Annotated in this window: 27 protein-coding genes; 7 read left to right on the top strand and 20 right to left on the bottom strand. The window is 62.6% G+C overall.

Annotated elements, in window-relative coordinates; translation table 11 throughout:
• The first annotated feature begins 19 nt into the window (after positions 1-19).
• On the top strand, positions 20-661 hold the full coding sequence (locus ACW9H9_RS24830; RefSeq protein WP_457345880.1) for a DUF1345 domain-containing protein: 642 nt from the start codon (positions 20-22) through the stop codon (positions 659-661).
• A gap of 17 nt (positions 662-678) precedes the next feature.
• Here ACW9H9_RS24830 and ACW9H9_RS24825 read toward each other — a convergent pair whose 3' ends face one another.
• Genes ACW9H9_RS24825 through ACW9H9_RS24810 form a run of 4 tightly spaced genes read right to left on the bottom strand, consistent with a single transcriptional unit; the run spans position 679 to position 2,537 of the window.
• The gene (locus ACW9H9_RS24825; RefSeq protein ID WP_457345878.1) at positions 679-1,161 is read right to left on the bottom strand and encodes a periplasmic heavy metal sensor; all 483 of its coding nucleotides are present in this window, start codon (positions 1,159-1,161) and stop codon (positions 679-681) included.
• Entirely contained in the window at positions 1,158-1,589 is a 432-nt protein-coding gene (locus tag ACW9H9_RS24820) for a hypothetical protein (protein WP_457345877.1), read from the bottom strand. The genes ACW9H9_RS24825 and ACW9H9_RS24820 overlap by 4 nt, the downstream gene beginning before the upstream one ends.
• Positions 1,586-2,167, bottom strand: a complete 582-nt coding sequence (locus ACW9H9_RS24815; RefSeq protein ID WP_457345875.1) for an RNA polymerase sigma factor — start codon at positions 2,165-2,167, stop codon at positions 1,586-1,588. Before ACW9H9_RS24815 ends, ACW9H9_RS24820 begins: the two co-directional genes overlap by 4 nt.
• A gap of 49 nt (positions 2,168-2,216) precedes the next feature.
• Positions 2,217-2,537: a YXWGXW repeat-containing protein gene (locus ACW9H9_RS24810; protein ID WP_457345874.1), complete on the bottom strand. Its 321-nt coding sequence runs from the start codon at positions 2,535-2,537 to the stop codon at positions 2,217-2,219.
• A 257-nt stretch (positions 2,538-2,794) separates the two neighbouring features.
• On the opposite strand from ACW9H9_RS24810, the gene ACW9H9_RS24805 reads away from it, so the two are divergent.
• Complete coding sequence (locus tag ACW9H9_RS24805; RefSeq protein WP_457345873.1) at positions 2,795-2,935, top strand: hypothetical protein; 141 nt, start codon at positions 2,795-2,797, stop codon at positions 2,933-2,935.
• A 2-nt stretch (positions 2,936-2,937) separates the two neighbouring features.
• On the opposite strand, the gene ACW9H9_RS24800 is transcribed toward ACW9H9_RS24805, so the two are convergent.
• From ACW9H9_RS24800 to ACW9H9_RS24780, 5 genes are all read right to left on the bottom strand, one after another.
• Positions 2,938-3,186: a DUF1652 domain-containing protein gene (locus ACW9H9_RS24800; RefSeq protein WP_457345871.1), complete on the bottom strand. Its 249-nt coding sequence runs from the start codon at positions 3,184-3,186 to the stop codon at positions 2,938-2,940.
• Positions 3,187-3,597: 411 nt separating this feature from the next.
• Entirely contained in the window at positions 3,598-4,500 is a 903-nt protein-coding gene (locus ACW9H9_RS24795) for an AraC family transcriptional regulator (protein WP_457345870.1), read from the bottom strand.
• 36 nt (positions 4,501-4,536) lie between these two features.
• Positions 4,537-5,232 (bottom strand): fumarylacetoacetate hydrolase family protein, encoded by a 696-nt coding sequence (locus ACW9H9_RS24790; protein ID WP_457345869.1) that lies wholly within the window; start codon positions 5,230-5,232, stop codon positions 4,537-4,539.
• A gap of 102 nt (positions 5,233-5,334) precedes the next feature.
• On the bottom strand, positions 5,335-5,664 hold the full coding sequence (locus tag ACW9H9_RS24785; protein WP_457345867.1) for a hypothetical protein: 330 nt from the start codon (positions 5,662-5,664) through the stop codon (positions 5,335-5,337).
• Positions 5,665-5,760: 96 nt separating this feature from the next.
• Positions 5,761-6,216, bottom strand: a complete 456-nt coding sequence (locus tag ACW9H9_RS24780; protein WP_457345866.1) for a carboxymuconolactone decarboxylase family protein — start codon at positions 6,214-6,216, stop codon at positions 5,761-5,763.
• 184 nt (positions 6,217-6,400) lie between these two features.
• Here ACW9H9_RS24780 and ACW9H9_RS24775 point away from each other — a divergent pair, with 184 nt between their 5' ends.
• Complete coding sequence (locus ACW9H9_RS24775) at positions 6,401-6,997, top strand: LOG family protein (RefSeq protein ID WP_457345865.1); 597 nt, start codon at positions 6,401-6,403, stop codon at positions 6,995-6,997.
• Positions 6,998-7,082: 85 nt separating this feature from the next.
• On the opposite strand, the gene ACW9H9_RS24770 is transcribed toward ACW9H9_RS24775, so the two are convergent.
• The 8 genes from ACW9H9_RS24770 to ACW9H9_RS24735 form a co-directional block, all read right to left on the bottom strand.
• On the bottom strand, positions 7,083-8,615 hold the full coding sequence (locus ACW9H9_RS24770; protein ID WP_457345864.1) for a sodium:solute symporter family protein: 1,533 nt from the start codon (positions 8,613-8,615) through the stop codon (positions 7,083-7,085).
• Positions 8,612-8,866, bottom strand: coding sequence for a hypothetical protein (locus ACW9H9_RS24765; RefSeq protein ID WP_457345863.1), 255 nt, complete (start codon positions 8,864-8,866; stop codon positions 8,612-8,614). Before ACW9H9_RS24765 ends, ACW9H9_RS24770 begins: the two co-directional genes overlap by 4 nt.
• A gap of 128 nt (positions 8,867-8,994) precedes the next feature.
• Positions 8,995-9,930, bottom strand: coding sequence for a phosphotransferase (locus tag ACW9H9_RS24760; protein ID WP_457345862.1), 936 nt, complete (start codon positions 9,928-9,930; stop codon positions 8,995-8,997).
• Positions 9,927-10,883, bottom strand: a complete 957-nt coding sequence (locus ACW9H9_RS24755) for a phosphotransferase (protein ID WP_457345861.1) — start codon at positions 10,881-10,883, stop codon at positions 9,927-9,929. The genes ACW9H9_RS24760 and ACW9H9_RS24755 overlap by 4 nt, the downstream gene beginning before the upstream one ends.
• Before the next feature lie 8 nt (positions 10,884-10,891).
• Positions 10,892-12,172: an allantoate amidohydrolase gene (locus tag ACW9H9_RS24750; RefSeq protein ID WP_457345860.1), complete on the bottom strand. Its 1,281-nt coding sequence runs from the start codon at positions 12,170-12,172 to the stop codon at positions 10,892-10,894.
• On the bottom strand, positions 12,150-12,908 hold the full coding sequence (locus ACW9H9_RS24745; RefSeq protein WP_457345859.1) for a DeoR/GlpR family DNA-binding transcription regulator: 759 nt from the start codon (positions 12,906-12,908) through the stop codon (positions 12,150-12,152). The genes ACW9H9_RS24750 and ACW9H9_RS24745 overlap by 23 nt, the downstream gene beginning before the upstream one ends.
• A 207-nt stretch (positions 12,909-13,115) precedes the next feature.
• Entirely contained in the window at positions 13,116-14,543 is a 1,428-nt protein-coding gene (locus tag ACW9H9_RS24740) for an amidase (RefSeq protein WP_457345858.1), read from the bottom strand.
• A gap of 121 nt (positions 14,544-14,664) precedes the next feature.
• Positions 14,665-15,102, bottom strand: coding sequence for a DUF3995 domain-containing protein (locus ACW9H9_RS24735; RefSeq protein ID WP_457345857.1), 438 nt, complete (start codon positions 15,100-15,102; stop codon positions 14,665-14,667).
• Between the two features lie 91 nt (positions 15,103-15,193).
• Between ACW9H9_RS24735 and ACW9H9_RS24730 the strand changes: the two genes are divergently transcribed.
• Complete coding sequence (locus tag ACW9H9_RS24730) at positions 15,194-15,583, top strand: DUF2946 domain-containing protein (protein ID WP_457345856.1); 390 nt, start codon at positions 15,194-15,196, stop codon at positions 15,581-15,583.
• Positions 15,584-15,676: 93 nt separating this feature from the next.
• Positions 15,677-17,803 (top strand): TonB-dependent receptor, encoded by a 2,127-nt coding sequence (locus ACW9H9_RS24725; protein ID WP_457345855.1) that lies wholly within the window; start codon positions 15,677-15,679, stop codon positions 17,801-17,803.
• Between the two features lie 132 nt (positions 17,804-17,935).
• Here ACW9H9_RS24725 and ACW9H9_RS24720 read toward each other — a convergent pair whose 3' ends face one another.
• The 3 genes from ACW9H9_RS24720 to ACW9H9_RS24710 form a co-directional block, all read right to left on the bottom strand.
• Positions 17,936-20,209, bottom strand: a complete 2,274-nt coding sequence (locus ACW9H9_RS24720; protein WP_457345853.1) for an autotransporter outer membrane beta-barrel domain-containing protein — start codon at positions 20,207-20,209, stop codon at positions 17,936-17,938.
• Between the two features lie 220 nt (positions 20,210-20,429).
• Positions 20,430-22,406, bottom strand: a complete 1,977-nt coding sequence (locus tag ACW9H9_RS24715; protein WP_457345852.1) for a hypothetical protein — start codon at positions 22,404-22,406, stop codon at positions 20,430-20,432.
• Positions 22,407-22,589: 183 nt separating this feature from the next.
• Positions 22,590-24,563 carry a hypothetical protein gene (locus ACW9H9_RS24710; protein WP_457345851.1) on the bottom strand — a complete coding sequence of 658 codons (1,974 nt, stop codon included), beginning with the start codon at positions 24,561-24,563 and terminating at the stop codon, positions 22,590-22,592.
• Between the two features lie 187 nt (positions 24,564-24,750).
• Here ACW9H9_RS24710 and ACW9H9_RS24705 point away from each other — a divergent pair, with 187 nt between their 5' ends.
• The gene (locus ACW9H9_RS24705) at positions 24,751-25,791 is read left to right on the top strand and encodes a LacI family DNA-binding transcriptional regulator (protein WP_457345850.1); all 1,041 of its coding nucleotides are present in this window, start codon (positions 24,751-24,753) and stop codon (positions 25,789-25,791) included.
• A gap of 124 nt (positions 25,792-25,915) precedes the next feature.
• Positions 25,916-26,563: a hypothetical protein gene (locus ACW9H9_RS24700; RefSeq protein WP_457345848.1), complete on the top strand. Its 648-nt coding sequence runs from the start codon at positions 25,916-25,918 to the stop codon at positions 26,561-26,563.
• The last annotated feature ends 34 nt before the right edge of the window (positions 26,564-26,597 follow it).

Genomic DNA, 26,597 nt, shown 5'->3' with positions numbered 1-26,597 from the left:
CTTGTCCGTGAGTGCCGCCATGTCTTTTCTTGCCCGTACACATCCTCGCCTCTCCTGTGCGGCGGTTTTTGGCCTTGTTGTCGGTGTGCTGGTGCCCGCTGAGGCGGTGTTGACCAAAGTATTGATCGGCTGGAACGCCGGGGTGTGGGCTTACCTGGTGCTGATGCTGTGGCTGACCATTCGCGCCAAGGCCGACGAGGTCAAACGCATCGCCGAGATCGAAGACGAAAACGCAGGCCTGGTGTTGTTCATGGTGTGCATCGCAGCCATCGCCAGCCTGGTGGCCATCACCTTCGGGCTGATTGGCAGCAAGGACCTGAGCAGCACCGAGCGCTTATTGCACTACGGGTTTACCGGCCTGACCGTGATCGGTTCATGGCTGCTGACCGGGGTGATTTTCAGCGTGCATTACGCCCGCCTGTATTACACCTGGGACGGCAAGGAACCGGCGCTGCGCTTTGCCGAAGGTTTGCAAACGCCCAATTACTGGGACTTTCTGTACTTCTCTTTCACCATCAGCGTGGCGGTGCAAACCTCTGACGTGGGCGTCGCCACCCGCGGCATGCGCAAGGTGGTGCTGGGGCAATCGCTGATCGGCTTTTTGTTCAACACGGCGATTCTCGGGTTCTCGATCAACATTGCGGCGGGCCTGTTCAGTTAACAGCGCCCGCCCTGGGCTCACCCACCGTTATTTCTAGCGCCCTTGCCCTTGGCCTGCCCGCGTAAATACAGCGCCTCTACCAGTTTCTGGCGCTCGTCCCGGGGCAAGGTGTTGGCGAACTGCGCCAAGGTGTTGTCGACCAACGCCCTGAGCGCTGCATCCGCCTCGCGGGCTTTGCCAAGGTCGGTGACCAGTGCGGCGTGGTCCAGGGTCGGCGCTTGCAGTTGCTTGATCACATCCAAGCGCGCCTCACGCCCGGCCAACACCAGTGGCTGGCTGTCGGCGCTGTTCTGGCGCAGCAGTTGGCGCAGCTCTTTGCGCCGTTGCGGCGGCAATTTCACCATGGCCTGGCGCAAGCCGTGCTGGTTGACCACCGCTTCGGCAGGCGGCGCGCTGGCAAACCAGTGGTACAAGCCCCCGCCGACACCGCCGATCAAAAACACATTGAGCAATACCGACACGATCAGCAGCGGTTTGAGGGATTTGGACGGAACAGTCATTGCTCGCTTTCCTCAGCGTTAACGGTGAAGACGACTTCGGCATCACCCTGGTCAAACACACTGGGCAGCACTTCAGGCCCCAGCACCGGCAACGGGCCGTTCAACGACGCCACCAGAATGCCCGCCGCAATGCCGGCGATGCCTGCGCCCACAAAACCGGCCGGTGACAACCAGCCGGCATACCGCGCCCAAAAGGATCGGCGCACGGGCGCAGACAAACGCACCTGGCGCACCAGCGTCGGGTCCACCGGCGCCAGTGTGTAGCCATCCAATTGGTCATCCAGCCACTGCTCCTGTCGCAGCGCCTCACACGCCACCGGGTCGCCGCTGTCCAGCAGCGCCTGTGCCGGGCCCTGTTCAGCGCGGGGCCAACGGTGCAGGTGGCCGCCATAAATGTCGGCCAGTTGAGCAAATCGTTCGGGCGTCATGGTGTTCCCCTTCCTGGGCGGGCAGGCCCGGGTGTGTCGGCCAGGTAACTGCGCAAACTGCGCCGGGCCCGCGACAGCAGGCTCTCCAGTGCCTCGACGCTGATGTTCATCAACGCCGCGGCTTCGATGTTCGAAAGCTCTTGATAGTACTGCAACACAATCGCTTCACGCTGACGCTCGGGCAGCGACGCCAACGCCTGCGCCATCCGTTCGCTGCGCTCGGCGCTTTCCAGCTGCTCATCGGGCGCGGGCGTGCTGTCGACCACCTCGCCCAGCGCCTCGTCATCGTTCAGCGGGCGCTCCTTGCGCCGACGCAAACGGTCATGGCACAGGTTGAGCACCACGCGGTGCAACCAGGTGTCGAAGCGGGCTTCGCCGCTGCGCCAGCGACCGGCCTGGCGCCAGATGCGCAGGAAACTTTCCTGTGCCACGTCCTTGGCCTCATCGGCGTCCCCCAGGATTCGACTGGCGAGCGCAAGCAGGCGGGGCAACTTGCGCGACACCATTTCGTTGATGGCCGCAGGTTCGTTGTGACCGATGCGGGCCAACAGCTCAACGTCCGGATCAGTGTCTTTCAATGGGGCAAATCTCGGTCCGGTGGCTAAGGGTCTGGGTGTTCAACAACAGTCAGCGGATCCAGCGCCCCTCGCTCCAGTGCCAGTTAGGCCCGTGCGGTTCCCAGTGGCCCGGCTCCCAGCGGGCGCCCGCAATCACCGGCTGCCAATGGCCAGGCACCCACTCGTAGCCACGGCCTTCGTTGCGCCAATGGCCACGGTCCCACACATAACCGGCCCGCTCGACCGGCACGGCTTCCACGCGAACGGGCGGCGGCGCGTCGCGAATAATGATTTCGGTCTGGGCAAACGCCGGTGCGCTAATCGCAGCCGCTAGCGCCAGCGGTACCAGCAAGGCGACCCGCAAGCGTGTCAATGGTCGTACAGATTTCATGGCAACTCCTTCATCCGCAATCACCTGTGATCGGTGCTGAGGGTTGAACGGTGGGGGTGGGGGAAATCCGTCGCGCAAAAAATAAATATTTATCGCGGGCGCTGAAGGCATCGGACAGGGCCAGTATTGCCCAGTGTTTGCGGGGGTTTGATGAAATTATTGAAAGGTTGCGACGGATTGGGTCGGGCGGCTGCGTTCAAGGATCAACCGTTGGCAAACGATCGACGCCAACGCCCACCCTGCTTGAGGAAATTGCCATGTCTCGCCGTCTTTCACTGCTGGTCGCCGCCATTGTGTTGTTGAACCTGGGCGGCTGCGTATTTTTGCCGGCGCATCGGGATCATTGCTGCTGGCGTTACGGCATGGTGACCCCGCCCAGCGCCCAGGCCATCGTCTGACCCTAGCCTACCGACGCGAACCCCCTGCGCCCCGCCTTGATCTCGGTGCGCAGTTCGCCGATCAACTCCGAGATAGAGCGGATGCTGTCCAGCCCGTCGGGGGAAACCCGGGTGAGCAGCAACTCGACGCGCTCCGACTCCGGATCGAACACGCAGATCCGCAGGGAGCCATCGTTGTTCACGGAGCAATCACACGCCAGAGGCAAGAAGCCTGAGGCCATGATGCGGCGAAATTCGATAATCGAGATCATAGGATGCTGCCCTTCCCTGGACCTGCCTCGCTGGACAATTGCATCTAGGGTAGATGAGCTTTTTGAACGCGCGAGGGAATTAACGCAAAAGTGTTATCCAGCGCTCATTTGCTGCATGTTCGTGGGTTGTTTGACGCCAGAAAACCCACGTTCCCAGCACGAACATAAAAGCAATCAGCCAAATGGCAGGCAAAAAAAATCCCGAGTAGCTGATGGACACTCGGGATTTAAAAATGCATAAACCGTGGGAGGTGAACGCGCGGCTATAGTAGCGGCCGAAATACCTTGTAACAAGTTGATTTTAAACCTTTCGTCGGATTAAAAAGCCGCTAAGTTCTTAAATAACCACATGTTTTTCAGGGGACACGATCCTGTTGGCGCTACTTTTTGGTGCGTGTTCACGCCGCGCAGTCAAACCGCCGCCGACTGCTTGCGAAACTGCCCCGGTGTCACGCCATGCACTTTGCGAAAACACCGGGAAAAATACGCTTCGTCGGTAAACCCGCAGCGGTGGGCCACCGCACCGATCAATTGCGGGCTGTTGAGCAATAGCGTGCGCGCCAGTTGCATGCGCCGGTCGAGCACCAGTTGGGAGAAGGGTTTGCCGGTTTCCTTGCGCAACAGGTGGGTGAGGTAGTTGGGCGACAGGAACGCGGCGGCGGCGGCATCGGTCAGGTTCAGGGCGGGCTCGTGCACGTTGTCGCGAATGTAGCGCTGCACCCGGGCCAGTGCCGCTTTGCGCCCGCGTCGGGTGGCGTTATTGGCCGCAAACGCCTGCAACGGTTCGGCGTATTGCTGGCACACCAGGCCGATCAACTGGAACAGATAGCCCTTGAGCTGCTCGCGCGCGCCGAAGTGGCGGTGGGCATCGAGCTCGCGCATGCGGGCAAGCCAGGTTTTGACAGTGTCGAAAGTGGCATCGTCCAGGATGAAGTCCAACTGTTCCTGAAAGCGAAACGGCGACAGCTCCGGTGCCTGGTCGATGGGGATGTCTTCCAGGTCCAAGGGGTCGCAGGTCAGTTGCGGCAAAAAAAACGCCTGGCTGAAGTTGATCAGCATGAAATCGCCGTCGTCAGGGTGGGGAATGACATGCAGGCGATGGGGCAGGATGAACGCCAGGGCGTTTTTGGGGAACGGGCGTACCGCGCCGCCGATGTGCTGCACGGTGTCGCCGCCCAGGTTGATCTGGATCTGGAAATACTCATGGCGATGGGGACGGGTCAGCGCCGCCCTGCCCCGCTTGTCGCGGATATAAAAGTCGGGGCGGTCGCTGCGCTGCTCCATGCCGTAGGTGGTTACGCGGGTGCCGGGCATACACGTCTCTCGAAAGGCCTGGCCACCACTTTAGCCTCAAGCCTGGCCGAGGGTAAAACGCAACTCTGCAATGCCGTCGATGCCCGCCGTGACCACATCGCCCGGCCGCAAGGTGCCGACGCCCGCCGGGGTGCCGGTGAAAATCAGGTCGCCCGCCTTCAGCGCCACGGAGCGAGAGGCATGGCTGATGATTTCGCTGACCGACCAGATCTGGTCCGCCAGATCCCCCACCTGACGCTGCTCGCCATTGAGTTTGAGCCAGATGCGCCCACTGCCCGGATGCCCGACCGCGCTCACCGGGCGCAGGGCCGTGGTGGGTGCCGACGCATCAAAAGACTTGCCCCACTCCCAAGGCCGCGAAAACTTTTTGGCCTCGGCCTGCAGGTCGCGCCGGGTCAAGTCCAGGCCCAGGGCGTAGCCCCAGACATGTGCAAGCGCGTCTTCAGCGGCGATGTCCACCCCGCCTTTGCCGATGGCCACCACCAATTCGACTTCGTGGTGCAGGTCGGCGGTCAACGGCGGGTAAGCGATCACGCCCTCTGCGGGCACCACGGCGTCGGCAGGTTTCATGAAAAAGAACGGCGGTTCGCGGTCCGGGTCATGCCCCATTTCGCGCACGTGGTCGCCATAATTGCGCCCGACGCAAAACACCCGGCGCAGAGGAAAACGCGCGTCGCTCCCCTCGATGGCCAGGGACGGGATTTGCTCGGGGGTGAATACGTAGTCAGTCATGAGGTGCGCCTCTTGGGATACCGGAAGCCAGTATGCCGAGGGGCGCGTGGGGGAAGTTGGACGCGGTTACGCAGATTTTGCACTGGGCGGTGCAACGGCGCGTCACTTGCGCGCCAGTTTGTACCGCAGGCAATCCTGATAAAAACTCTGGCGAATCACCTCGGGCTTGGCCCGCGAGCGGCTGTCGTAAGTCTGCTCGGTGATGCCCATGGCCATCATGCGCATCCACGACTTGGTGAACCTGAGGGTCTGGATCTTCTGCCGGGCGGCATACAGCGACACGCCCGACAGTTTGAGTTCCTGGGCCCGGGCAGCCGTCCCCGCCCCCCAGCTGCACATGTACTTGTCACCCTCGCGCAGCTCCCGGGCTTGAGCGGCGGCTACACCGCCTGCCAGGGTGCAGGCGATCAGCATAATTGCAACGTTGCGCATGTACATCCCACTTAACCACCTGAAAAGGAAGGCGATTTTGGCGAGGATTTTGTTACAAAGGGGCCATTAATATGCCTTCTCGGCCCAGCGGTCGGGTCAGGCCTTGGCCGCCGTCGCCGGGGTGGCCCGAAAGGTGATGCCCAGGCGGTTAAAGGCGTTCATCAAGGCGATGCCGTAGGTGAGGTCGGCCAGCGCCTTGGCGCTGAACTCGGCCGCGGCCGCCGCGTAGACCGCGTCCGGAACGTTGCCGTCGGTAAGCCGCGTGACCGCCTCGGCAAAGGCCAGTGCCACACGTTCACGCTCGGTAAAGACCGCGCCCGCTTCGGGCCATACCGGCACCAGCACCAGTTTTTCCACGGCCAGGCCCTGCTTGAGCAAGTCGGTCGAGTGCATGTCGATGCAATAGGCGCAGCCATTGATTTGCGAGACACGCAGGTAAATCAGGTCGATCAGTTCCTTGGACAGGCCGCTGTTCTGCAAGTAGACGTACACGCCGCCAAACGCTTTGTAACCTTCCGGGGACGCCTTGGCGTAGTCGAGACGATTGCTCATGGTCAATACCTTGTTGAGTGGGTTGAGGGCTCCATCTTGCCGGCACATGGCCCACCCAAAAAGGGCCATGAATGCACTTTATGCCTAGGCCATGATGGCCCAACCCACCCTGCGTTTCTTGGCCCTGTTGGCGGCGAGCCCGCGCTGCGATGATGCGACGCCTTCACTCACATCAGGACTTGTCATGCCTTGCACCCTGCGCAGCCTCGCGGTTTTTTGTGGCACCAATGCCGGTTTCAACCCCCTGTACGCCGAAGCGGCCCAGGCGTTGGGGCGGGAAATGGCCCGGCGCGGTATTCGCCTGGTGTACGGCGGCACGCACAAAGGCTTGATGGGGGTGCTCGCCGATGCGGTGATGGCCGAGGGCGGCGACGTGATCGGCGTCATCACGCACCTGATCCAGCGCCGTGGCCATCAACATGAGGGGTTGGCGCAGTGCGAAGTCACCCAGGACATGCGCACCCGCAAGGCCCGCATGAGCGAACTGGCCGACGGGTTTATCGCACTGCCCGGCGGGCTCGGCACCTTTGAGGAACTGTTGGAAGTGGCCACGCTGACGCAGTTGGGCGAACACCACAAGGGCGTGGCGTGCTTGAACACCTGTGGTTTTTTTGAACCGCTGCGCGCCCTGCTCGACCATGCGGTGAACGAAGGCTTTTTGAAAGTCGAACACCACCAGATGCTGATACTGCAACACGACCCCGGCGCCTTGCTCGATGCCCTTGAGCAGTGGCAAGCCCCGGTGGTGTCCAAACTGATCGCGCCTGTACCTGCCCGCTAACCGTTTTCGGCCTTGGCATCGCGGCTCCCGAATCTTCTGCCAAGGCCTTTTTACCTCACCGGCTGTACGTCTCACTCGCCATGACTTACACCAAGGCAGGCGTGGCGACTGCCGGCACTTGGCGCGCGGACTCTGCGTGGTCAAACAGCGCCTGCACCCGCGCACGTTCTGCCGGGCTGGGGGTGATGGCCAGCGCGCAGCCCACAAAGATCACTGCGTTCACCACCAGCCCCACGATCCCGCTGGTCAGCGAGCCCAGCGCCGGGATGTCGTCGGGGTACAGGGTGGTCAGCACGATCGCGACCACAATGCCCGCGAGCATCCCGCCAATGGCGCCTTGCTTGTTGCCCCGGCGACTGAAAATGCCAAAGAACAACGGCACCGCCAGTTGGATGATGCCCTGGTAGGAGATCTGCGCCAGCAGTTGCAGGCGGGCGTAGTCGAAGGTCAGGTACGCCAGCACCGAGGCGGCCACGATAAACACCACCATGCCCGCCTTGGCCAATACGGTCAGCTGGCGGTCGGTGCGTGGTGTGTTCCAGGTCGCCAGGTCGTTGGCAAACTGGGTGCCGCACACCTGCACGGAGCCGTCGACGTGGCCAATGCTCGCGGCCAGCACGATGACAATCGCCAGCGCCAGCATCCACGGCCCGCCGATGTCGAACAGCGACAGGAACCACCCTTGTTGCGGGTGCGCCGCCACGTTGGGGTCCTGGCTGATGGCGGCGGCGAACAACATCAGAATCCCGTAGAACCCGCCCACCAGCAGCATGGTGTACAACGTGCCCTTTTTCACCGAGCGCACACCGCTGGCGGTGTAGATGCGCTGGAAGCTCATCGGCCAGCACATCGAGCCAATCACCCCGGTAAAAATCAGGCTGAACATGTACAACGGGCCGTACCCGGTGCCGCTGTCGCCGGGAATCATCAGCATCTTGGCGGGCAGGTGTGACAGGTTGCCAAACAACGCCAGGGGCCCGAACAGCAAATACAGGCACACCCCGGCGCACACCCCATAGGCGATCAGGCCCTGGAACATGTCGGTCATGATCAAGCCGCGCATGCCCATGCTGACGGTCCAGTACTGGCGCACCAGCACCACCGCTACCCCGGCGAACAGACAGGTGGTAACGCCCCAGCGCCCGAAGCTCGCGAACTGAAACAGCATCGCCAACGCCTGGATCCCCATCACCACCCACGGGAACACCGAGATGATGCCGATGATCGACGCCACGCGCTTGACCACCGGGCTGTTGAACCGCATGCCCAGCATGTCGGGCTGGGTGCGCAGGTTGAAGCGCTTGCCCCAGGTCCAGGCGCGACGGGCCATCAGGTACATGGCCGTCACGCCGAGGGTGGCATAGACCATGCCGTAAAAGCCCAGCGCACCGCCGACGCTCAAGGCAAAAAACGCGGTGAAGGTCGAGCCCGGCCACCACGAGTTGGTGTAACACATGGCGATGTACCACGGCCCGTAGGACCGCCCGCCCACGGCGTAGTCGGAAAAACTGGTGCTCTCACGGTGGGTGGCGTAGAGCACGGCGATCATCCCGGCCAGGAACAGGCCAATCACGCCAAAGGTGATGAACAGGTCAGAGACGCTTGCGGTGCTGATCATTGGGCGCTCTCCTCGTCAGGCAGTTGGCCAGCCTTGAGTTCGGCCAGGTACAGCCCCCACACACCCAGCCCGGCAAGCACCGCAATGGCGACCCAATAGACAATCGGCAACGGAATGCCCAGCACCAGCGCGGGGCTGGCGCTGACGCCCAGGTAAAACGGCGGGAACAGCGCAAGCATCAACAACAGGAAAAAGTAAGCGCCAAAGAGCGGGGTTCTCAGGCGTGCGGGTGGCGCGGTATCGGATTTCATGACGGTGGCTCCTTGAATTTCTGGATCGGTTTGTTATGTGATCAATCAAAAATCAAGCAGTGAAACGTCGGCGCAAACGGGCGCCAAAGGGCTTGCCGGTGATTCGTCGTTATTGTGCTGGCGCAGGCTCAGGCCTGTCTTAGCCAGGTTTCCCATTGCGAATCGTTGATCACGCTGCGCGCGCGCATGTGCTTCCAGGCACCGTATTTGTAGAAGTCAAAATCGAGCTGCGACACCGCGTGCTGCACCATCGCCCAGGTCGACCACTTGATGTCCGCCAGGGCCTTGTGCAGCTTGATCCGCGCCAGGCGCTGGGGGGTCACCTGGCCAAAATAGTCTTCGATCAGCGCCAGCTCCATGTCGTCGGTAAAGAACATCTCGCCAAACCACAGCGCCAGCTCGTAATGGCGGTCGTTGTTGGACGCGTACTCAAAGTCCACCAGGCGGATCTGGCGGCGCTCGTTGAGCATGAAATTGCCCGCCAGGGTGTCGTTCATGCACGGCGCCAGGTCCATGCCCGAGGCCTGCAACGCCCGCTGCGCCCGCTCGCACTGGCGGCGCAACCAGGCGTCGTCGAGGGGTTTGCACCCGCCCAGTTGTTCGACCTGGCGCTGGTGCTCGGCAATCATGTCGAACACCGTCTTGGTCTGGCACAGCGGCGACTGATCGTTAAAGGCCTTGAGCGCCTGCAAGGCGTTGTGGCGCACGTCGCGGTCCAGAAAGTCGCGGTTGGACGACGCCCGCCAGCCTTCCATGAACTCGAAGACCTCCACGCCAAACTCTTCAAGAAAAGCGAACACCGGCGCGCCGTAGCCGGTTTGCGCGGCCTTGACGCTGGCGTCATGGGCCGTGCGCCGGTCGATAAACATCTCGGTGCCCGCCCCCGGCACCTTGAAAAAGTACGCCGTGTCGAGCCCGGCCACTTCCACCCGCCAGTTGGTGTTGGAAATGCCGCCGCTGACCGGCGCGTAGCGAATCCCGCTGGTGCCCCAACTGGGCACGCCCCGCACCGCCGCTTCCAGCTGAGACTCTTGAGGCGTACACGCCTCGCCCAATGCTTTCATGCCCGCGCCTCCTCAACCTGACGTAGCCAACTTTCAAACCGTGGGTCACACAGACTTTGCCGACAGCGCAGCAGCGTCCACTGGCCCACCTTGGAAAACTCCAGCGGCCGGGACGACGTGGCACCGACCCATAGCCCCCACAACGTCCAATACCAATCGTCGATCAGCGCATACAACCGGCAGCGCGCGTAGTCGCGGTCCTGGCATTCGCCCGCCCAGGCGCGGATGCCGTCGCGCCATTGCGGCTCAAAGGCGTACAGCTCGTTGAGGCTGACGGCCACGTCGTACCAGGGATCGAACTCACCGCCGTAGTCAAAATCGATCAGTTGCAGCGCACCGCCGGGACCGATCATCACGTTGCTGGCCACCCCGTCACCGTGCAGCGGCACGGCAGCGGCGGGGTGCGATTGCACGGCCGTCCAGGCCAGATCGATGCAAGTACCGATCCAGGCGTGATCGGCAGGTAATGCCACGCCGTCACGGGCACACAGGGCCAGCACGCGCTGGATGTCCCGCAGGGGCGAGCGCGAGAAACCCGGCGACGCGCCCGCCTGCAGGCGTTTTTTCAGCGCCCACACGGCGCGCAGGCGTTCGGGCTGCATCAGCTCGTCAAGCCTCGCCCCGCGCCACTCGGTCGCGGGCAAAGCGTCCAGCAGCAACACCCCGGCGGCCACGTCCACGAGTCGCACGTCGGGCGTCACCTGGCACGCGGCCGCCTGCCGGGTGGCCTGCGCCACGTGCTGCACGTCGATCAGCTCGCGCATGTCGTCGTGCAACACCTTGGCATAGCAAGGGCCCCACGGCGCAGTGACGGTAAACCCCGCCCACTCGATGGCCAGGCGCATCGGCGAGGCGACCCCGGCGGTGCCCGGGTCGACCGTCACCTGCGCCGACAGACCGGCATGTTCCAGCGCGCCCCACAAACGGGACATAACCTGCGAATGGCTCGACATGGCAAACCTCACCGATAGGCGTCAGGGGTGGCACAGGCGCGATGGAGCAACGCGGTGAGCATGCGCAAACCGGTGCGCAGGTCTTCGTCGCGGGTAAATTCCGCCTCGTTGTGAGACACCCCGTTGCTGCTTGGGATAAACAACAGGCACACCGGGTAATGCCGGTTCAGGCTGATGGCATCGTGGCCCGACACCGTCACGCTGTTGCCGATGGGCAGGCCCAGTTGTTCGCCGACGCTGTAGGCCAGGTCGGCAAAGCCAGGGTGCAAGCGCGTCGGTGCACGCAGGGTGCGGCTTTCCACTTCGTAGGCCGTCGCCGTGCGGGCGGCCACGGCCTGCAGGTGGGCATCCAGCCGCTCGCCCGCCGCCGCGAGCAACGCGGTGTCGGGCGAGCGGTATTCCACGTGCAGGGTCACGCGTGAGGGCACCACGTTGGGCGAGTTGGGATAGATCTCCAGGCGACCCACCGAGCTGTGCAACTGCAAGCCGTGCAGGTCGGCCTCGGCGCGCACGGCGGTGATCGCATGGGCGGCGGCGAGCAAGGCGTCTTTACGGGCGGCCATGGGGGTGGGGCCGGTGTGGTTCTGTTCGCCGTCAAAGCGGATGCGCTGCTTGAGCGCGGCCCAGGTGTCGCGCACCACGCCAATGGCCAGGCCGTCGCGTTCCAGGTTCTCGCCCTGCTCCACGTGGATTTCCACGTAACCGGCCACGTCCAGTTCGATCAAGCCCTGGCCGAGGTAGCCGATCTGTTGCAAGGCGTCTTTCAAACAGGTGCCGTCGCCATCGCGGCAGGCCCAGGCCTCGTGCAGGGCCAAGTCGCCGGTGAACACGCTGCTGCCGATCAGGCTGGGCTGAAAGCGGGCGCCTTCTTCGTTGGTCCAGTTGACCACCGCCAGGTTGCACGCCGGGACTTCACCGCGCTCGCGCAACTGCCGCGCCAGGCTGACCACCGCCACGGCGCCAGCGAGTACCCCATAGATGCCGTCGAAACGCCCGGCGCTGGGCTGGCTGTCCAGGTGCGACCCGCACAGCACGTAAGGCGCGCCGGGGTTCAAGGTGATCAGGCCGAACATATTGCCCACCGCGTCCACACGCACTTCGACGTCACGCTCGCGCAGCCAGCGGGCGAACAGGTCGCGCACGGCGCCGTCTTCGGCCGAGGCCGCGAGGCGGTGCAAGCCCCCGGCCGGTGTGGCGCCAATAGCCGAGCTGTCGCGAAACAGCGCCTCGAACGTCTCGATGTCCGCCGCGCTGGGCGCCAGACACTCAGGGGTAAAGGATGTCGACATGGGCAAGCTCCAGGCGGCTGGTGAAATCGTCCGAGGGCGGGCGGTTGGTAACCAGCGTGGTAATGGCGCTGAACGCCAGCGTATTGATAAAGGTGCGCCGGCCGAACTTGGCGTCGTCGGCCAGGATCACGCTGCGCAGGCTGTGTTGGGTCAGGGCCCGGCGCAGCAGCGCTTCGGGCTCCTGGTAGTCCATGAAGCCCAGGTCCAGGTCCACGGCGCCGATGCCCATGAAGGCAATGTCGTAGTGAAACTGGCGAACGAACTCCAGGGTGTGCGCGCCGATCAGCGCGTTGTCGTTGCGCCGCACATCACCGGGCACCACCAGCACTTGGTTGCTGCTGTGCTGGGTAATCAACTGGGCGATGTCCAGCGAGTTGGTGATGATGCGCAATTGGCTGAAACCGACCAGTTGCTGGGCCAGGGCCAGGGTGGAGGTGCCGGTGTCTAAAAACAGCACCATGCCCTCGCTCACCAGCTTGGCGGCACACACGGCCATGCGGGTCTTGGCCTGGGTCTTGATACGGCTGCGCACTTGCAGCGGTTGTTCTTCGTTGAGCCGGGGCAAAATCGCGCCGCCGTGGATGCGGCGCAACTTGCCCGCCTCTTCCAGGTATTTGAAGTCACGGCGGATGGTTTCTTCGGAGACGAACAGCGCTTGCGCAAGGTCCGAGGCCTTGACGCGTTGGTGTTGGGTGAGCACAAGCATGATTTCGTCGAGGCGGGGCTGATTGAGCATAACGGGGCCATTCCAGGGCAGGGTCAGGTGGCCAGTATCGCCCGCTTCACGCCCAGGGTGGAACGCGGCGGGCACAGGGCCTGTCGGGGGCAAGGAACGGGATACGGCCATCGATGGGGTCACGAGTACCTCTCACTCATCAGGGTGTGAAAGGGCAGACACAACAAAAACGTTACACACGGGCGGGCTTCTGACGAGCCCGCTCCGTTAGGCGATCAGCGGTGGCAGGTGCTGGTCCCACGGCGCGATCGCTTCAACGGCGGCGCAAAATTGCAGCACCTGGGCGTCGGCAAAACGCGGGCCGACCACCTGTAGGCCAATCGGCAAACCGCTCGGGCTCCAGCCACAAGGCAGGCTGGCGGCGGGGTTGCCGGTGATGTTGAACGGGTAGGTAAAGGGCGTCCACCGAGCCCAGGGCACCGCGCCCTCGTCTTGCGACCAGCCGTGCGGGGCAACTCGGTCGGCGGCGAACGGCAAAATTGGCAAGGTCGGCAGCAACAGCAGGTCGTAGTCGGCAAACAACGCGTGCACCTGGTTGGCGAACAGCGCCCGCTGTTGCACCGCCTCAAGGTAGGCGCCCAGGTCGTAATCGGCGCTGCGCTGGATCAGCGCGGCAAAACCCGGGTCCAACTGGTCGAGCCGGTCGGCCAGGGCCTTGCCGTAGGCGATACCGCGACCGCCGACCCACAGGGTTTCAAAGGTGGCCAGCGGGTCTTGCCAGTCCAGGCTCAAGGGGGTGACGGTGACGGGCAACTCATCGGCCAGGTGGTGCACGGCGGCTTCGACGGTGGCGGCGATGACCGGGTCTACGGGGGTGTTGAACAGGGTCGGGCAATAGGCGATGCGCAACGGGCCAAGGGGTTGGTCGCAGCGGGCCAGGAACGATTCGCCGGGGGCGGGCAAGGCCTGGTGGTCCAGGGGGTCGGGGCCGGACAGGATGTCAAACAGCAAGGCGCTGTCACGCACGGTGCGGGTAATGGGGCCCGCGTGGCTGAGCATTTCGGTGGCCGACCACGGCCAGGTGGGGATCCGCCCCAGCGAGCCCTTGAGCGCAAATGCCCCGCAAAACGCGCCGGGAATACGCACCGAACCGCCCCCGTCCGAGCCCAACGTGCCCGGCACCAGGCGCGCGGCAACTGCGATGGCCGAACCGGAGCTAGAGCCACCGCTGGTGAGCGCCGGGTTCCAGGGGTTGCGGCCATTGCCGAATAAGCGCGAGGTACTGGCGCCGGTCCAGCCGAACTCGGTGGTGGCGGTCTTGCCCAGGATGATCGCCCCGGCCTGCTTGAGGCGGCGAATGATCGGCGCATCCTGAGTCGGCACGTGCTCAAGGCCGGTCAACGAGCCCTTGGTGGTGCGCAGGCCTGCGGTGGAGAACAGGTCTTTGATGCCAAACGGCACACCGTGCAGCGGGCCGCGACAGTGCCCGGCCGCCGCCTCACCTGCCAGGGTGTGCGCCTGCTCCAGCGCCGCCTCGGTGTACACATCCCCAAAGGCATTGAGTGTGGAATTGTGGGTTTGGATAGCCGCCAGGCATTGCTCGACCAGATGCACCGGGCTCAACCGGCCTTCACGAATGCGGGTGGCCGCCTCGATCACGCTGGGCATGGTTTGCGGTGAGGGTTCAGTGTTCATTGAGCGTCCTGGAACGTCGGCGAAAGAATCCGGTCGGTACGCCAATAAACGCCAGGGCCCGGGGCGGTGTCAAGTGGGATTTATGGCAAATGTGGCTTTTGTGGATTTTAACAATCCCCGCTCAACTCCATGCCACCACCAGCAACCCCGCCCCCAGCGCCAGGCAGAGGGGCGAGTAAAAAAACGTGTCGAGCCGGGCGAAGCGGGAGCCGGTGACTTGCTTGAAAAACCCCACCAATTCCGAGTCGCCCACCGCCCGCCCAAACAAACCCAGCGCCACCCCACTGATGCCCCATTGCAGGGCGCTGTGACCTATCGGCGGGAAAAACAGCCCGACCCGCAGGCACACCAACACGGCAACCAGCACCAGCCCTGCCGCGATCAGCAACGTCACCCGGGGCGTCGGCATGAAGGCAGGGCGTGGGCCGCGGGCGAACTCGCCGGGCAATTGGGGGATGGCCGCCAGCAGGCCAACCCGGCCTCCGGCGGCCCAATAGACGTGCACCAGGCTGATGCAGGTAAAAATTCCGACGATCCACCGTGCGACAACAACGCTCATGGCTGGCTCTCCCTGGAAGCTGAAAAAGCATAGTTGGCCGCGTATTTTTTTCCGGGCATTTCGTCGGCGGCTGATGCTAAAGTGCCGCCCCATGAAAATCGCCCGTACCGATCGCTCGCTCATTGCCTGGATGCTTTATTGCTGCGTCCTGTTCAATGTGTTCGCCTGCAGCATCGGCCACGGGCAGATGGTCGGCATGCAGCTCAACGGCATCGGCGGCCAGTTCTGCACCGTGGACCCGCGCATCCAGGCGCCCGCCACGTCCAGCCCTACCGATGAGTCCTTGCCGACCCTGTCCAAGGCCTTTGGTTGCCCGTTGTGCTCCACCGGCGGCATGGGCCCGGCGCTCAACTCCAGCCTCACCGTGGCAGTCTTGCCCCAGCCCCACGCGCCGCCGCCTGCGGTGGTGGCCAATGCCGACATTCCCGCCCGCTTCACCTGGCCTGCGGCCCACCCGCGCGCCCCGCCCGCCTTCGCCTGATCCCTGCGCTTTTCTGATCCGCACCTGGCCGCGCCGTGTCTGGCATGCGCATGGCCGTGCGTTGTTTCGAGCCATGTTTTTCAGGATTCAACCATGAAACATTTACCCCTTCTGGCGGGCCTGTTCGGCTGCCTGCCGATGTGCACCTGGGCGCTTGAACTGGCCCCGACCACGGTCGACGGCGAACAAACCGGCGAACCGGGCCTGGCCCTCGATCAATCCAGCGGCATGGCGTCGCGCCTGGGCTTGAGCGTGCGGGAAACCCCGGCCTCCGTGGCCATCGCCAGCCGTCAGGACATCGAGCGGCGCGGCGCCAAGACCTTTCGCGACGTGGCCAACACCTTGCCCGGCGTCAACGCCAGCGCCCCGCCGGGGTTTGGCGGGTTTGTCTCGTACCGGGGGTTCACCAGCAATCAGATCACCCAGATGTTCAACGGTATCAACGTGGCCACTGGCCTCGCGCGCCCGGTGGACGCGTGGATTTATGACCGGGTCGAGCTGGTGGGCGGCCCGTCCTCGCTGATCAACGGCGCAGGCTCCGTGGGCGGTTCGCTGAACTACGTGACCAAACTGGCCACCCGCGAGGAACAGGCCGTCGAGGGCGAGCTGCGCTACGGCAGCTACGACACCGCGGGCATGGCGTTGGGCGTCAACCACGCCCTGACCGAACCCGGCGCGGAGGTGCAGCACTACGCGCGCCTGGACGTGAGCCGCAACACCAACCACAGCTACATCGACCGCGACCAGCGTGATGCCTGGAGCGTGGCGTTTTCCCTGCTCAGTGACTTCACGCCCGACCTGTCGCACACCCTGGCCCTGGAGTATCAGGACGAGCATGAAGACAGCCCCTACTGGGGCACACCGGTGCTCAACCCCAAGTCGGGCGAGCTGAAAATCGACACGCACAACCGTTTCAACAACTACAACGTGGCCGACGGGCGCTACGAGCAGCGCACGATCTGGGCGCGATCGATCATCGACTACCGCCTCAACGACAGCACCACCTTGAAAAACACCCTGTACCACCTGGACAGCCAGCGCGACTATCGCAACCTGGAGACGTACCAGTACAACGCCGACAACAGCGCGGTGAACCGCTCCACCGCCTACCAGGTGCGCCATCAGGGCGAGCAGAACGGCAACCAGTTCGAGCTGCGCCATCAAGACACGGTATTTGGCCTGAGCACCACCTGGTCTGGCGGCTTCGAGTACAAGGTCAACAGCACCACCAACAACCCGCTCAACGTGCCGGGCAACAGCACCGTGGACCCGAACAACTATGACCCGGGGCATTTCTACGACATCCCCGGCACCCGGCCCGGGTTTGTCCCAGACAAAACCAACGCGGTGACCACCCGGGCGCTGTTCGTGGAAAACCGCCTGGGCCTGACCGACACGCTGTCGCTGCTGAGCGGCTTGCGTTACGACGCCATCGACTTGGACGTGACCAACCACCGCGCAATCACCGCCAGCAACCCGCGTCACTTCAAACGCAGTTGGGAGCCGATAACCGGGCGAGTGGGCCTGACGTACCAGTTCATTCCCTCGGCCAATGTGTACGTGCAATACAGCACCGCCGCCGAGCAGCCAAGCACCACGACCCAGGTGTTTGACGTGTCCACGGGCAAGCAATGGGAGGTGGGCAGCAAGTTCGATTACCTGCAAGGACGCGGTTCGGCAACCGTGGCGGCGTACAAAATCGAGCGCAAGGACTTTGCCGTGACCGACCCACTGGACCCCACCAACAGCATCCCCGTGGGCGCGCAGACCTCCAAGGGCATCGAGCTGGCCAGTTCGCTGCGCATCACCCCGCGGTTGCTGGCCGAGGGCAACTTCGCCTGGGTAGACGCCGAATACGACGACTTCAACGAGAAGACCGCCAGCGGCGCAGTGGTGTCGCGCAAGGGCAACACCCCCACCAACGTGCCGAAGCGGGTGGGCAACCTGTGGCTGACCTATGACGTTTCGCAAGACTGGCAAGGCGGCGTGGACGCACGGTACGTGGCCTCGGTGTACGCCGACAATGCCAATACCCAGACGGTGCCCGCCTATACGCTGTTCGGCACGTTTGTGCGTTACAAGGTGGACACGCACACCTCGGTGACCGCGCGGGTGCGCAACCTGACCAACACGGTGTATGCCGAGTTTGCGCATGTGTCGCCCGCGTATTACCTGGGGTCGCCGAGGACACTTGAAGTGGCGGTGCAGACTAAATTCTAGGCAGCGGGGGGCGGCTCACCGAAACCATTGCGGGCAAGCCCGCCCACCTTTTTTAAGGGATGCCCCCCTTCAAAGGTGAGCGGGCTTGCCCGCAACGGTGATCAACGGTGGCCAGTGTCAGCCGGGAGGCGCTTAGAAGTCGTAGCGCACGCCCAGGTTGACGCCCCAAGGCTGGTCGATGGCCTTGCCTTTGCTGGTTTCGAAGTCGGCGTGCAACTTGACGTTTTTCGACACCGACATCGCCACACCGGCTGCCAGCTCGATGCGCGAGCCCGACAGGTCGTTGTTAAAGCTCTGATCGTTGACGAACACCTTGTTGCTCTGGTCAAACTCGTGGGCCAGCGCGGTACGCAGGTACGGTTGCAGGACGCTGCCGTTTTCCAGCTGGATGTTCTTGCCCGCCGTGACGCCGACCTTGCCGATCACAGAGCTGGAACGGTCGCCCTTGGCGTGCAGGCCGTTGGACAATTCATAGCTTTGTGCCTGAGTGATCACCGCCGCGACCTGCCCGTAAGGCTCGACGAAGAAGTCGTTGTCGAGCTTGATGTGACGACCGAACTCGGCCGAGGCCCCGACCGCATTCTGGGCATAACTGCCCTTGGCTTTTTTTCCGTCGCTCAAGGTCACGTTGTTGTCGGTGTGCAGGCGGTTGAGCTTGACCACACCATCAAAGTACAGGCCGCTTTCAGCGTCCAGCCAGGTGGCGTATCCGCCCAGGTAGTAGCTCTTGACCTCACCGCTGCTGCCACGGCTGAGGCTCAGGTCCGAGGTGCTGTGACCGGCCATCACACCCGCCAGCCACTGGCCGTCGCCCCCGGACAACGGCGCATCGGCGCCCAGGGTGAAGCCTTTCTGGACTTGCGAATAACCCGCGCCGTTCTTGTTGGCCGATACGTCGAACTTGTTGCCGTAGCTGCGCATCCACAGGCCGTTGCTCTTGCCATCACTGAAGCGCAATTCACCCATGCGGGTACGCAGGATGCTCATTTCGCCGTACAGAACCGTCGGTGCACTGTTGAACAGGGCCAGTACCGAATGCGCACCGGTACTGGTGCCACGGCGGCTCGGGTCCAGATACCAGTCGGTTCCTTCCTGCTTCAGGCCATAGGCATAGGCGCCCACGTCAACGGTGTCGCCCACCAGGGCAAACTGCGCGTCGCCGCTGCCGGTGTGCACCACGTGCACGGCTTCGCCGTTGGCCAGTTCAGAACCGGAAGACGCCAGCAACAGGCTGTGATTGCCCTGAGCACGGCCTTCGACGTTGAGAAAGTCGGTCTGGCCGTTGGCGAAGTCGGTGTGCATCACAAACGTGCCGTTGCCCTCGAGCGTCTTGACGTCCAGTTGGTAAAAATCTTGCGCACCGCCAAAATGCACGGCGCCGCCGCCCATCTTCAATGCACCGACTTCGCTGTCGCCCACCAGCACCCAATGCGAGGCCTCGTTGACGCTCAGCTCGGCGACGTTTTTCAACTGGCCGGTCAGCCATGCGCCGTTGTTAAGCTGCAACGCCGCCGTGCTGCCCTCCTCCACCACGACGTCGCCGAACAGGGTGCTGTTGTCGACGTTCATGTTGGCGGTGGCGTTGCCGATCACCTGCAGAATGTTGCCGTTGCCGCCGGTCAGGGTCGAACCGTTGCGCACCACGATGTCGGCATCGGCGGCGCCATAGGCGTCGCCGCTGACCAGCAAGGCCGCGCCGTTTTTACCTTCGACGTGGGTGCTGTCGAGCACCAGGCTGCTGTCGTTCAAATCGGCAGATTCATAATGCAGACGCACGCCGTTCTCGCCGCCGATGATCTGGCTGCCGGTGGCCGTGGCGCTCGCACCGACCAGGAAAATGCCAAGACCTGCGTCGTCAGTGGCCACCACCTTCGAATCGACAAAGTTCAGCTGGCTGAACGCCGAAGCGATCGCCCCTGTGTGGGAGCCGGTCACCGAGCTGTTGGACACGTTCACCGTCGAGCCATTGGAGGTGAGGAAGTTACGCCCGGCACTGATGCCCACACCGTTTTTATTAGTGACGGTGCTGTTGTCGATGTCTGCCCTGCTGCTGGCCAGGTGGATGGCGTACGGCGATGAAGACCGAGCATTGACCGTGGCGCCGTTGAGCGTGATGTGGGAACCGGCGGACGCCTGGATATCCTGGGCGGTCGTGCCTTCATTGAGGGTCAAGCGCGAGCCCACGACCTGGGATTGCAGCAGGGCTGCACCGTTGGAGATCAGGTGGGCGTTTTCCTTGAGGTACCAGCTGTCCTTGTAATAACCGGCGCTGATGGTGCGCTCCTCACCTTTGGACAGCTCCAGGCGCGCCTCGGCCGCTGTCGCGCCCAGCATCAAAAAGCCCATGGCAGGTGCCTGGAGTGCGAGCGCCAGAGGGTGTTTTTTAAAAAAAGCGTTGATACTCATTTTGCGTGTATACCCGTGAAGAACCTTCCCAGAGGGAACGAATTGACCGGCACCAAGCGAGACAGGGGCAGGCCTTGAGGGGCCGCAGATTAGGGAGTGAGCGCGAAAGAATATGTAGGATTTATCCCAACATCGGGATTGAATAACCGACCACATAACGTAGGAAGCTGAAGAAGAGGGGCAGCGCCCCTCCCCTTCAAACAGCGCTATCGGGTGCCTGTCAAGGCCATGTCGTGCCGTCGCAATAAGTCGGCGTAGACCCCGACAGGTAAGCGCGCACCAGCACGTGAGCCTCCACCGAATCGATAGCACCGGTTCCGGGGATAGGCACCTCGTAGGTGATCCTGACCGAGCCCGCCGTGAGGCTGGCGGTATTGATGGGCTTGATATAGGTGTCGTACGGCGCGACCGATATGTTGAACCCTGTTATGAGCTCGGAAGGGTTAAGCGGCCCGTAGGGGAACACATCCGAGGCCGCCGGTAACGGGACGGTACCGGCATCATCACTGAACGCATTCCATTTCAAATTGATGACCATGCCCGCTTCCATCAACGGATGGGGCGGCACTGCCACTTGCAGCACGCGCGCAGGCGCTGGCACCGCAGAGCAGCCAAACAGCGTCACACCCGGCACTGGGGTGATTGCCCCGACAACGGACGGTGCCAGGAACGAAATCACGTTGGCCGCAACGGTGATGTCCTGAACGGGCGAGACATTGCGGTTATTGGTGCCCGTGGTGACGAGCTCGTAATGCAACGGAATTTCACCGTTCGAGTGCCGTTGAATGAAGGGCCACGGCACAGACATGGGGACGGTTTGACCCGGGACTGCGGCCGTGTGATCCACGGTCACCCTGTCTACTTGCTCACCGGCGTAATACAGCACGATGTCAAACGGCCTTGCCGACGGCAGCGGCGGGTCACTCCACAGCGTGATGGTGACGGGGGCGTCTTGCAAGGCATCGGTGGCGTCCAGTTCGTTATCTTTAGCGGAGGTCGGGCCCGTCAAATGCGGCGGTGGCAGGTTGGGGTTGGTCAGCTCAGGCTCGTCCGGGTTCTCGGGGCCGACCTTGTCCAGGTCCAGCTCGATGGTGCTGCCCATCGGTACCCAATGGAACACACCGCCGCGTTCCACGGCGTACTCCACGGTCAGTGCAATTTTACCGGTGCTGTTGCCATACGCCGCCTTGAGGGTGCTGAACGGCACATGAAAGTTAAACGGCAGCGGCTGCCCGCCCAAGGGGTAAGGGCCCACCTGCAGGGCACCATGCGTCGTGGTCAAGCGTACGTAGAAGTTGTCCTGGGCCCGGTCGGCGCTGTAGGTGGGAATAATCACCAACATCCCGGAGGACTTGGCGGCGTCCGGCAGATCGATCAGGCGGTCGCCAAAACCGGTCAATGTCAGGGCATCGACAATACCCGGCGCAGCGAGGACAGGAGCAGGCTGCAACGCAATACTGATCTGCAACGCCAGTGATTGCGTGCTGATGTTGCCCGCGGCGTCCCGCAACCGGTAGTACAGTTGATTGGAACCTTCCGAGACTTCCGCCACCGCCCGCGTCAGGCTCACGACTTCATCAGGGAAAACGTTACCTGTGGCCACCACGGGCCCATTGCTCGACAGGCTCAGTTCCCAGGTATCCCCGGGCTGTGCGTCGTAGGCGTCATAGTCGGGAATGCCAAAATCCACTTTGTCGCCACTGGCCGTCAGGAAAGCCTCGGTCAACGCCCCCGGCCAGCCCGTCGGCGTCGTCAGGGGCAGCGGTGAGATACCCGCAGTCTCATAAGGGGCGAGCCGGTCAACGATAAATGTTACTGGATGGGAGCCAGTGACATTGGTGCCAAAAGTATTGATCACTTTGTAGCTATAGGTGTGGGTGCCCTGGGTCAACCAGATCCGCGCAATCCTGGCGACAATCGGCGTGGCATCGACATGGGTCGTGGTGCCGATATAACCCGTTTGAAAATTGCCGACGTCGTCAATATGGTCATCCTTTCGGTCCGGAACCAAAGGCACTGGCACCGGCAGCCAGAGCGGAACGTCCAGTTCCAGGTCTTTGTCGACGGCTTCGCGAGTGAGCAACCCGGGATACAACACAGGATCGACCAGCCCGCGAGGCACCGCCGGGTCCAGGGTGAGTTCTATGGGGTCCATCAAGCTTTTTCTTTTTTTTTCAAACGGTCCGATCTTTTTCATTTTCAGGTTACTCACTGTAGTTTGAACACATTCGCCGCTCACACATCAGCGCAGGCTGAACAAACACGCAGGGGGCACACCACAAAAAACCATGACCCCGCACCGACCCGCTGACCGCCGTGCACCGGCTGCCACCCACACCACACAAGACTTCAAATCACCCCGCCACCCCGCTCGCAGGTGTCAGGTATCGGTGCCGTCGCAAAAGCCCGTATCGCCAGGGTTGCAGACGATCCCCGAGCCTGCGAACACCCGGTCGATGCGCACCCGCCCAACCGTCGACTCACCGATCAAGGCGCCGCCCCGGTACAGGTAGTAAGTGCCCGTCGCCGACGCAAAACGCCGCAGGGGTTCGATTTTGGTATCCCATGGCAACACCGTCATGAGCACACCGTTGGCCAGATGCTCGGCGGTGAGCGTGATGGCTGCGTCAAAACTGGTTTCGGCGATAGGGTCCGACCAATTGTTGGTTCTGAACCCCTGCCAATAAAACTTGACCTCGTCATCGAGCGCCATGCGGTCATCCGGCGCAATGGTCCAGCGCACGCCATGGCAGGTCGCGGGCCTGGAATCGCACGTCAGGTACTGGGCGCTGCCATGGAGCGTGTGATCGATTTTTGGGGGGGCGAGCTGAATCAACGGGTCGACGTGCACGTTGACCAGCGTCAGCGGCGAATGCTGCTCGTTGACACCGTTGCTGGTGGTGTAAAAAACCGGCAACTGTGGGTGGTTGCCCGCGCTCACAATGAACGCACCGGACAGGTCCGGCACGAAGCGCACCAACTGGTCGAACACATCGCCGGGCTGAACCGTGTATTGCGCGACCGGCCCCGTGCCGTTCCAGTAAAGGTCCAGCACCTCGCCGGGTTGGGGGTCTACATACAACCTGACCCACACGCTTGCGCCCGCCACGCGGTCCTGCAAGTTCAACTCGTTGAGCAAACCCGAACCTTTGCCAAACACTTGCAAGGGGGCCAACGTGCCATTGAGCAGCGCCGGTGCATTGGCATGGTCCTGGCCTGCAATGGTGAAATCGACCCAGAAGAAACTGACCGGTGACGGAAAAGCAGGCCGGCCCGGCCGGTGGATCTCATAACTCACCGGCACTTCTTCAAGCATCAACGGGCCCGGCACCCGCAAGATGTCCCAAGGGATGGAAACCTCAAACGGAAAGGTCGTGATCGGTACTGCTGGCAGCACCGGACGGCCATCCCAGATCACCACCACACTGTCGCCCGGCATGAAGCCGGTGTATTGGGGGTTGATCACCACAAAGATCTCCGCGCGCGCATCGTCACGCTTGAGCAGAAAGTCGTTGTAGGCAGGTGGGCGTATCCGCGGCGCGGGCAGGTTGCCGGGCGATGCGATCAGGTTCACCTGGAAACTGGTGGCAGCGCTCAACGCGCTGTAGTTGCCCGCCCGGTCGTACAAACGGCCGGTCATGAAGGCGGTGCCGTTGGGCAAGGCCCGAAAGAAATCCCGGTGAACCCTGAGCACCCGCGGCTCATCGCTGAACACAAAGGTCTGGATGTAGTTATGGATCAGCGGAAACGGCGGCGTCTCGTCCGACAAATAAAGCGCGATCTGATCATTGCCCGACTGGCCGTTGTAGTCGGGGCACACCACTTCGATGAACTCGTTGGCCGCCAACACCGCCTCGGTGATACCCGACGCGATGATGTTGGGATCTACAAACGTCAACTGATCGGAGGGCAAGAAAAACGACGGTGGGTTGCGGTCGATCTTGAGCATCCTGGCAGGTGACTCCACGTCCGGGCTGCCCGGCTCGCGCACGCGGTAACGCACCTGGGCCACGGCCTCGAATTCCAGCATGAAGTTCTTGGGCACATACAACGAATACGGAAACGGCTCGACGGCGAATTGCGCCTCGGTGAACTCCCGCGAGTCGGCCACCACATCGACCCCGCCAATGGTCCAGATCAGTTCGAGGGTATTGGTTCTGCCCAGCGACGGCCCCGGCGCCCACTTCTTGATGCGGCACTGCAACGGGAATTCGGTGTACCCGCGAGGAATCAAGCCTTCGGGGTCCGAATCGGCCACCCCAACGATTTCCTCAAACGGATCCAGCATCAGGATTTCGCTGCGAGTGCGCGGTTGCGAGGGGGCAAACGATGCCGCAGTGCCGTTGCCTGCCATGACGTGATCTCCTGCGTTTGGGGGGGCATGGAGAAAATTAAACGCCGCATCGCGCGCCTTAGATACTGTCAGAACTAACAGGTAACGCCGCCACTCGTCGTTTTTCGCCGCGATTGCCCCTTGACGGTCAACCTCGGCGTGGTGTCTCCTGAAACCGGTTTCAACTTTCCAATAAAAAAGACGATTTATGACCGTAAACCATTTTTCTGCCGCCCAACGCAGCCGCGTGACCATGCTCGACGTCGCCGCCCGCGCCGGGGTATCCAAAGCCAGCGTGTCGCGCTTTATCGGCGATGACCGTGCCCTGCTTTCCGACGCTATTGCCCTGCGCATCGAGCAAGCCATCGAAGCGCTCGGCTACCGCCCCAACCAGATGGCCCGTGGCCTCAAGCGCGGGCGCACCCGCCTGATCGGCATGCTGGTGGCCGACATCCGCAACCCCTACTCCATCGCCGTGATGCATGGCGTCGAAACCGCCTGCCGTCAGTACGGCTACAGCCTGGTGGTGTGCAACACCGACCGCGACGACGCACAAGAGCGCCAGCACCTGGCCGCCTTGCGCGCCTACAACATCGAAGGCCTGATCGTGAACACCCTCGGCCATCACCTCGACCAGTTGCAGGAACTGCAAGAGGAAATGCCGCTGGTGCTGGTAGACCGCAAACATGAACAACTGCACAGCGACCTGGTCGGGCTGGATAACCCGCTGGCGGTGCGCATGGCGCTCGAACACCTGGAGCAACAGGGCTATCGCGACCTGCTGCTGGTGAGCGAGGCCACCGACGGCACCAGCTCGCGGCAAGAGCGCCGGGACAACTTCACCGCGCAAATCGCCCGCAGGCCGTTGTTGAGCGGCGCGGTGCTGGAAATCGACCACCAGCTGAACGCCCGCCTGCAAGCCTTTTTCGACACCCCCCGCACCGGGCCCAAGGCGTTGTTTTGTGCCAACGGCGTCGCGGCGCTGGCCTGCATCCAAGCGCTGAAAGCCACGGGCCGCCGCCTGTTTGAAGACGTGGGCGTGATCGCACTGGACGATCTGGACTGGTATCCGCTGGTCGGCAGCGGCATCACCGCCCTCGCCCAGCCCACCGCCTACATTGGCGCCAGCGCCTTCGATTGCCTGCTCAGGCGCCTGAACGGCGACACCGGCCCGGCGCGCACCCTGGACTTTGCCCCGCAGTTGATCGTTCGCGGTTCGACAGCGCCTGCGTTGCCCACTGGCGGCTGATACGCCGTCGAGTGGCCCGATGTGAATCGAGTGCCCAGCTTCATGTTTGCATGGGAACCACAATGGCTTTTTCCGCACTCACTCATGAATACGGCATTGGGTTGACGGCAAAATCAGGATCACTATGGAAATCAGCAGCAAAAGAAGCAGCACCGCTTTACCTTCGTCCTTTTCAGAGGCTGCACCACGCAACGTCAAGCCGCAAAGAAGCGCAACCTTGCCCGTGCTGACACCCGACGCACTGAAAAAAGAGTTGCAGGCGTTAACGGTCAAGATGGAGCGCACCGGCGCGCTCACGACCGAACTTCATACGCTGTTACATCGCCGATGGCTCTACGAAAGGACCCTTTCCAGCGACTTTAACGATATTACTTTCGGAGAAACTCGCCGCAATAAGCTGGCGGAGTTTGACGGCGGAGCTTTGGTCGCCGGGCAATACGGCATGAACTGTGCTGAAGATGAAAACCTTGACTACAGTTTTTTGCACAAACTCCACATAGGCGGCGAATTTAACTCTTTCTACCAGCGCCAGTGGGCATCCGAAAAGTTCAACGCGCAGTGCACCAAACTGTATACCGATCAAGGCGGCGAGGCGGACGATAACGTCCTGTACTTTAACAGTCCGAGTTCCGCCCAGCGTTTTCTAAACCATTGTGCGGCGGACCTGCTTGAGGGCTCTGCGCAACAGCATCTCGAGACACAAGGCAAATTATTATACCCCGGTATTTATGCGGTTAAATTCAAAGCCCCGGCTAAGGATGGTCTGAAGTAGGCCACTATGTTTCGACAGCCGAGCCATAGACGCT

The organism is Pseudomonas sp. SDO5215_S409 (assembly GCF_054071325.1).
Note: the sequence above shows the minus strand (reverse complement) of the source record. Positions and strands in the feature narration are given on the sequence as shown.

Coding starts and splice junctions, on each gene's coding strand:
- ACW9H9_RS24830 (WP_457345880.1), top strand. CDS start 20: ATGTCTTTTCTTGCCCGTACACATCCTCGCCTCTCCTGTGCGGCGGTT.
- ACW9H9_RS24825 (WP_457345878.1), bottom strand. CDS start 1,161: ATGACTGTTCCGTCCAAATCCCTCAAACCGCTGCTGATCGTGTCGGTA.
- ACW9H9_RS24820 (WP_457345877.1), bottom strand. CDS start 1,589: ATGACGCCCGAACGATTTGCTCAACTGGCCGACATTTATGGCGGCCAC.
- ACW9H9_RS24810 (WP_457345874.1), bottom strand. CDS start 2,537: ATGAAATCTGTACGACCATTGACACGCTTGCGGGTCGCCTTGCTGGTA.
- ACW9H9_RS24805 (WP_457345873.1), top strand. CDS start 2,795: ATGTCTCGCCGTCTTTCACTGCTGGTCGCCGCCATTGTGTTGTTGAAC.
- ACW9H9_RS24800 (WP_457345871.1), bottom strand. CDS start 3,186: ATGATCTCGATTATCGAATTTCGCCGCATCATGGCCTCAGGCTTCTTG.
- ACW9H9_RS24795 (WP_457345870.1), bottom strand. CDS start 4,500: ATGCCCGGCACCCGCGTAACCACCTACGGCATGGAGCAGCGCAGCGAC.
- ACW9H9_RS24790 (WP_457345869.1), bottom strand. CDS start 5,232: ATGACTGACTACGTATTCACCCCCGAGCAAATCCCGTCCCTGGCCATC.
- ACW9H9_RS24785 (WP_457345867.1), bottom strand. CDS start 5,664: ATGCGCAACGTTGCAATTATGCTGATCGCCTGCACCCTGGCAGGCGGT.
- ACW9H9_RS24780 (WP_457345866.1), bottom strand. CDS start 6,216: ATGAGCAATCGTCTCGACTACGCCAAGGCGTCCCCGGAAGGTTACAAA.
- ACW9H9_RS24775 (WP_457345865.1), top strand. CDS start 6,401: ATGCCTTGCACCCTGCGCAGCCTCGCGGTTTTTTGTGGCACCAATGCC.
- ACW9H9_RS24770 (WP_457345864.1), bottom strand. CDS start 8,615: ATGATCAGCACCGCAAGCGTCTCTGACCTGTTCATCACCTTTGGCGTG.
- ACW9H9_RS24765 (WP_457345863.1), bottom strand. CDS start 8,866: ATGAAATCCGATACCGCGCCACCCGCACGCCTGAGAACCCCGCTCTTT.
- ACW9H9_RS24760 (WP_457345862.1), bottom strand. CDS start 9,930: ATGAAAGCATTGGGCGAGGCGTGTACGCCTCAAGAGTCTCAGCTGGAA.
- ACW9H9_RS24755 (WP_457345861.1), bottom strand. CDS start 10,883: ATGTCGAGCCATTCGCAGGTTATGTCCCGTTTGTGGGGCGCGCTGGAA.
- ACW9H9_RS24750 (WP_457345860.1), bottom strand. CDS start 12,172: ATGTCGACATCCTTTACCCCTGAGTGTCTGGCGCCCAGCGCGGCGGAC.
- ACW9H9_RS24745 (WP_457345859.1), bottom strand. CDS start 12,908: ATGCTCAATCAGCCCCGCCTCGACGAAATCATGCTTGTGCTCACCCAA.
- ACW9H9_RS24740 (WP_457345858.1), bottom strand. CDS start 14,543: ATGAACACTGAACCCTCACCGCAAACCATGCCCAGCGTGATCGAGGCG.
- ACW9H9_RS24735 (WP_457345857.1), bottom strand. CDS start 15,102: ATGAGCGTTGTTGTCGCACGGTGGATCGTCGGAATTTTTACCTGCATC.
- ACW9H9_RS24730 (WP_457345856.1), top strand. CDS start 15,194: ATGAAAATCGCCCGTACCGATCGCTCGCTCATTGCCTGGATGCTTTAT.
- ACW9H9_RS24725 (WP_457345855.1), top strand. CDS start 15,677: ATGAAACATTTACCCCTTCTGGCGGGCCTGTTCGGCTGCCTGCCGATG.
- ACW9H9_RS24720 (WP_457345853.1), bottom strand. CDS start 20,209: ATGAGTATCAACGCTTTTTTTAAAAAACACCCTCTGGCGCTCGCACTC.
- ACW9H9_RS24715 (WP_457345852.1), bottom strand. CDS start 22,406: ATGAAAAAGATCGGACCGTTTGAAAAAAAAAGAAAAAGCTTGATGGAC.
- ACW9H9_RS24710 (WP_457345851.1), bottom strand. CDS start 24,563: ATGGCAGGCAACGGCACTGCGGCATCGTTTGCCCCCTCGCAACCGCGC.
- ACW9H9_RS24705 (WP_457345850.1), top strand. CDS start 24,751: ATGACCGTAAACCATTTTTCTGCCGCCCAACGCAGCCGCGTGACCATG.
- ACW9H9_RS24700 (WP_457345848.1), top strand. CDS start 25,916: ATGGAAATCAGCAGCAAAAGAAGCAGCACCGCTTTACCTTCGTCCTTT.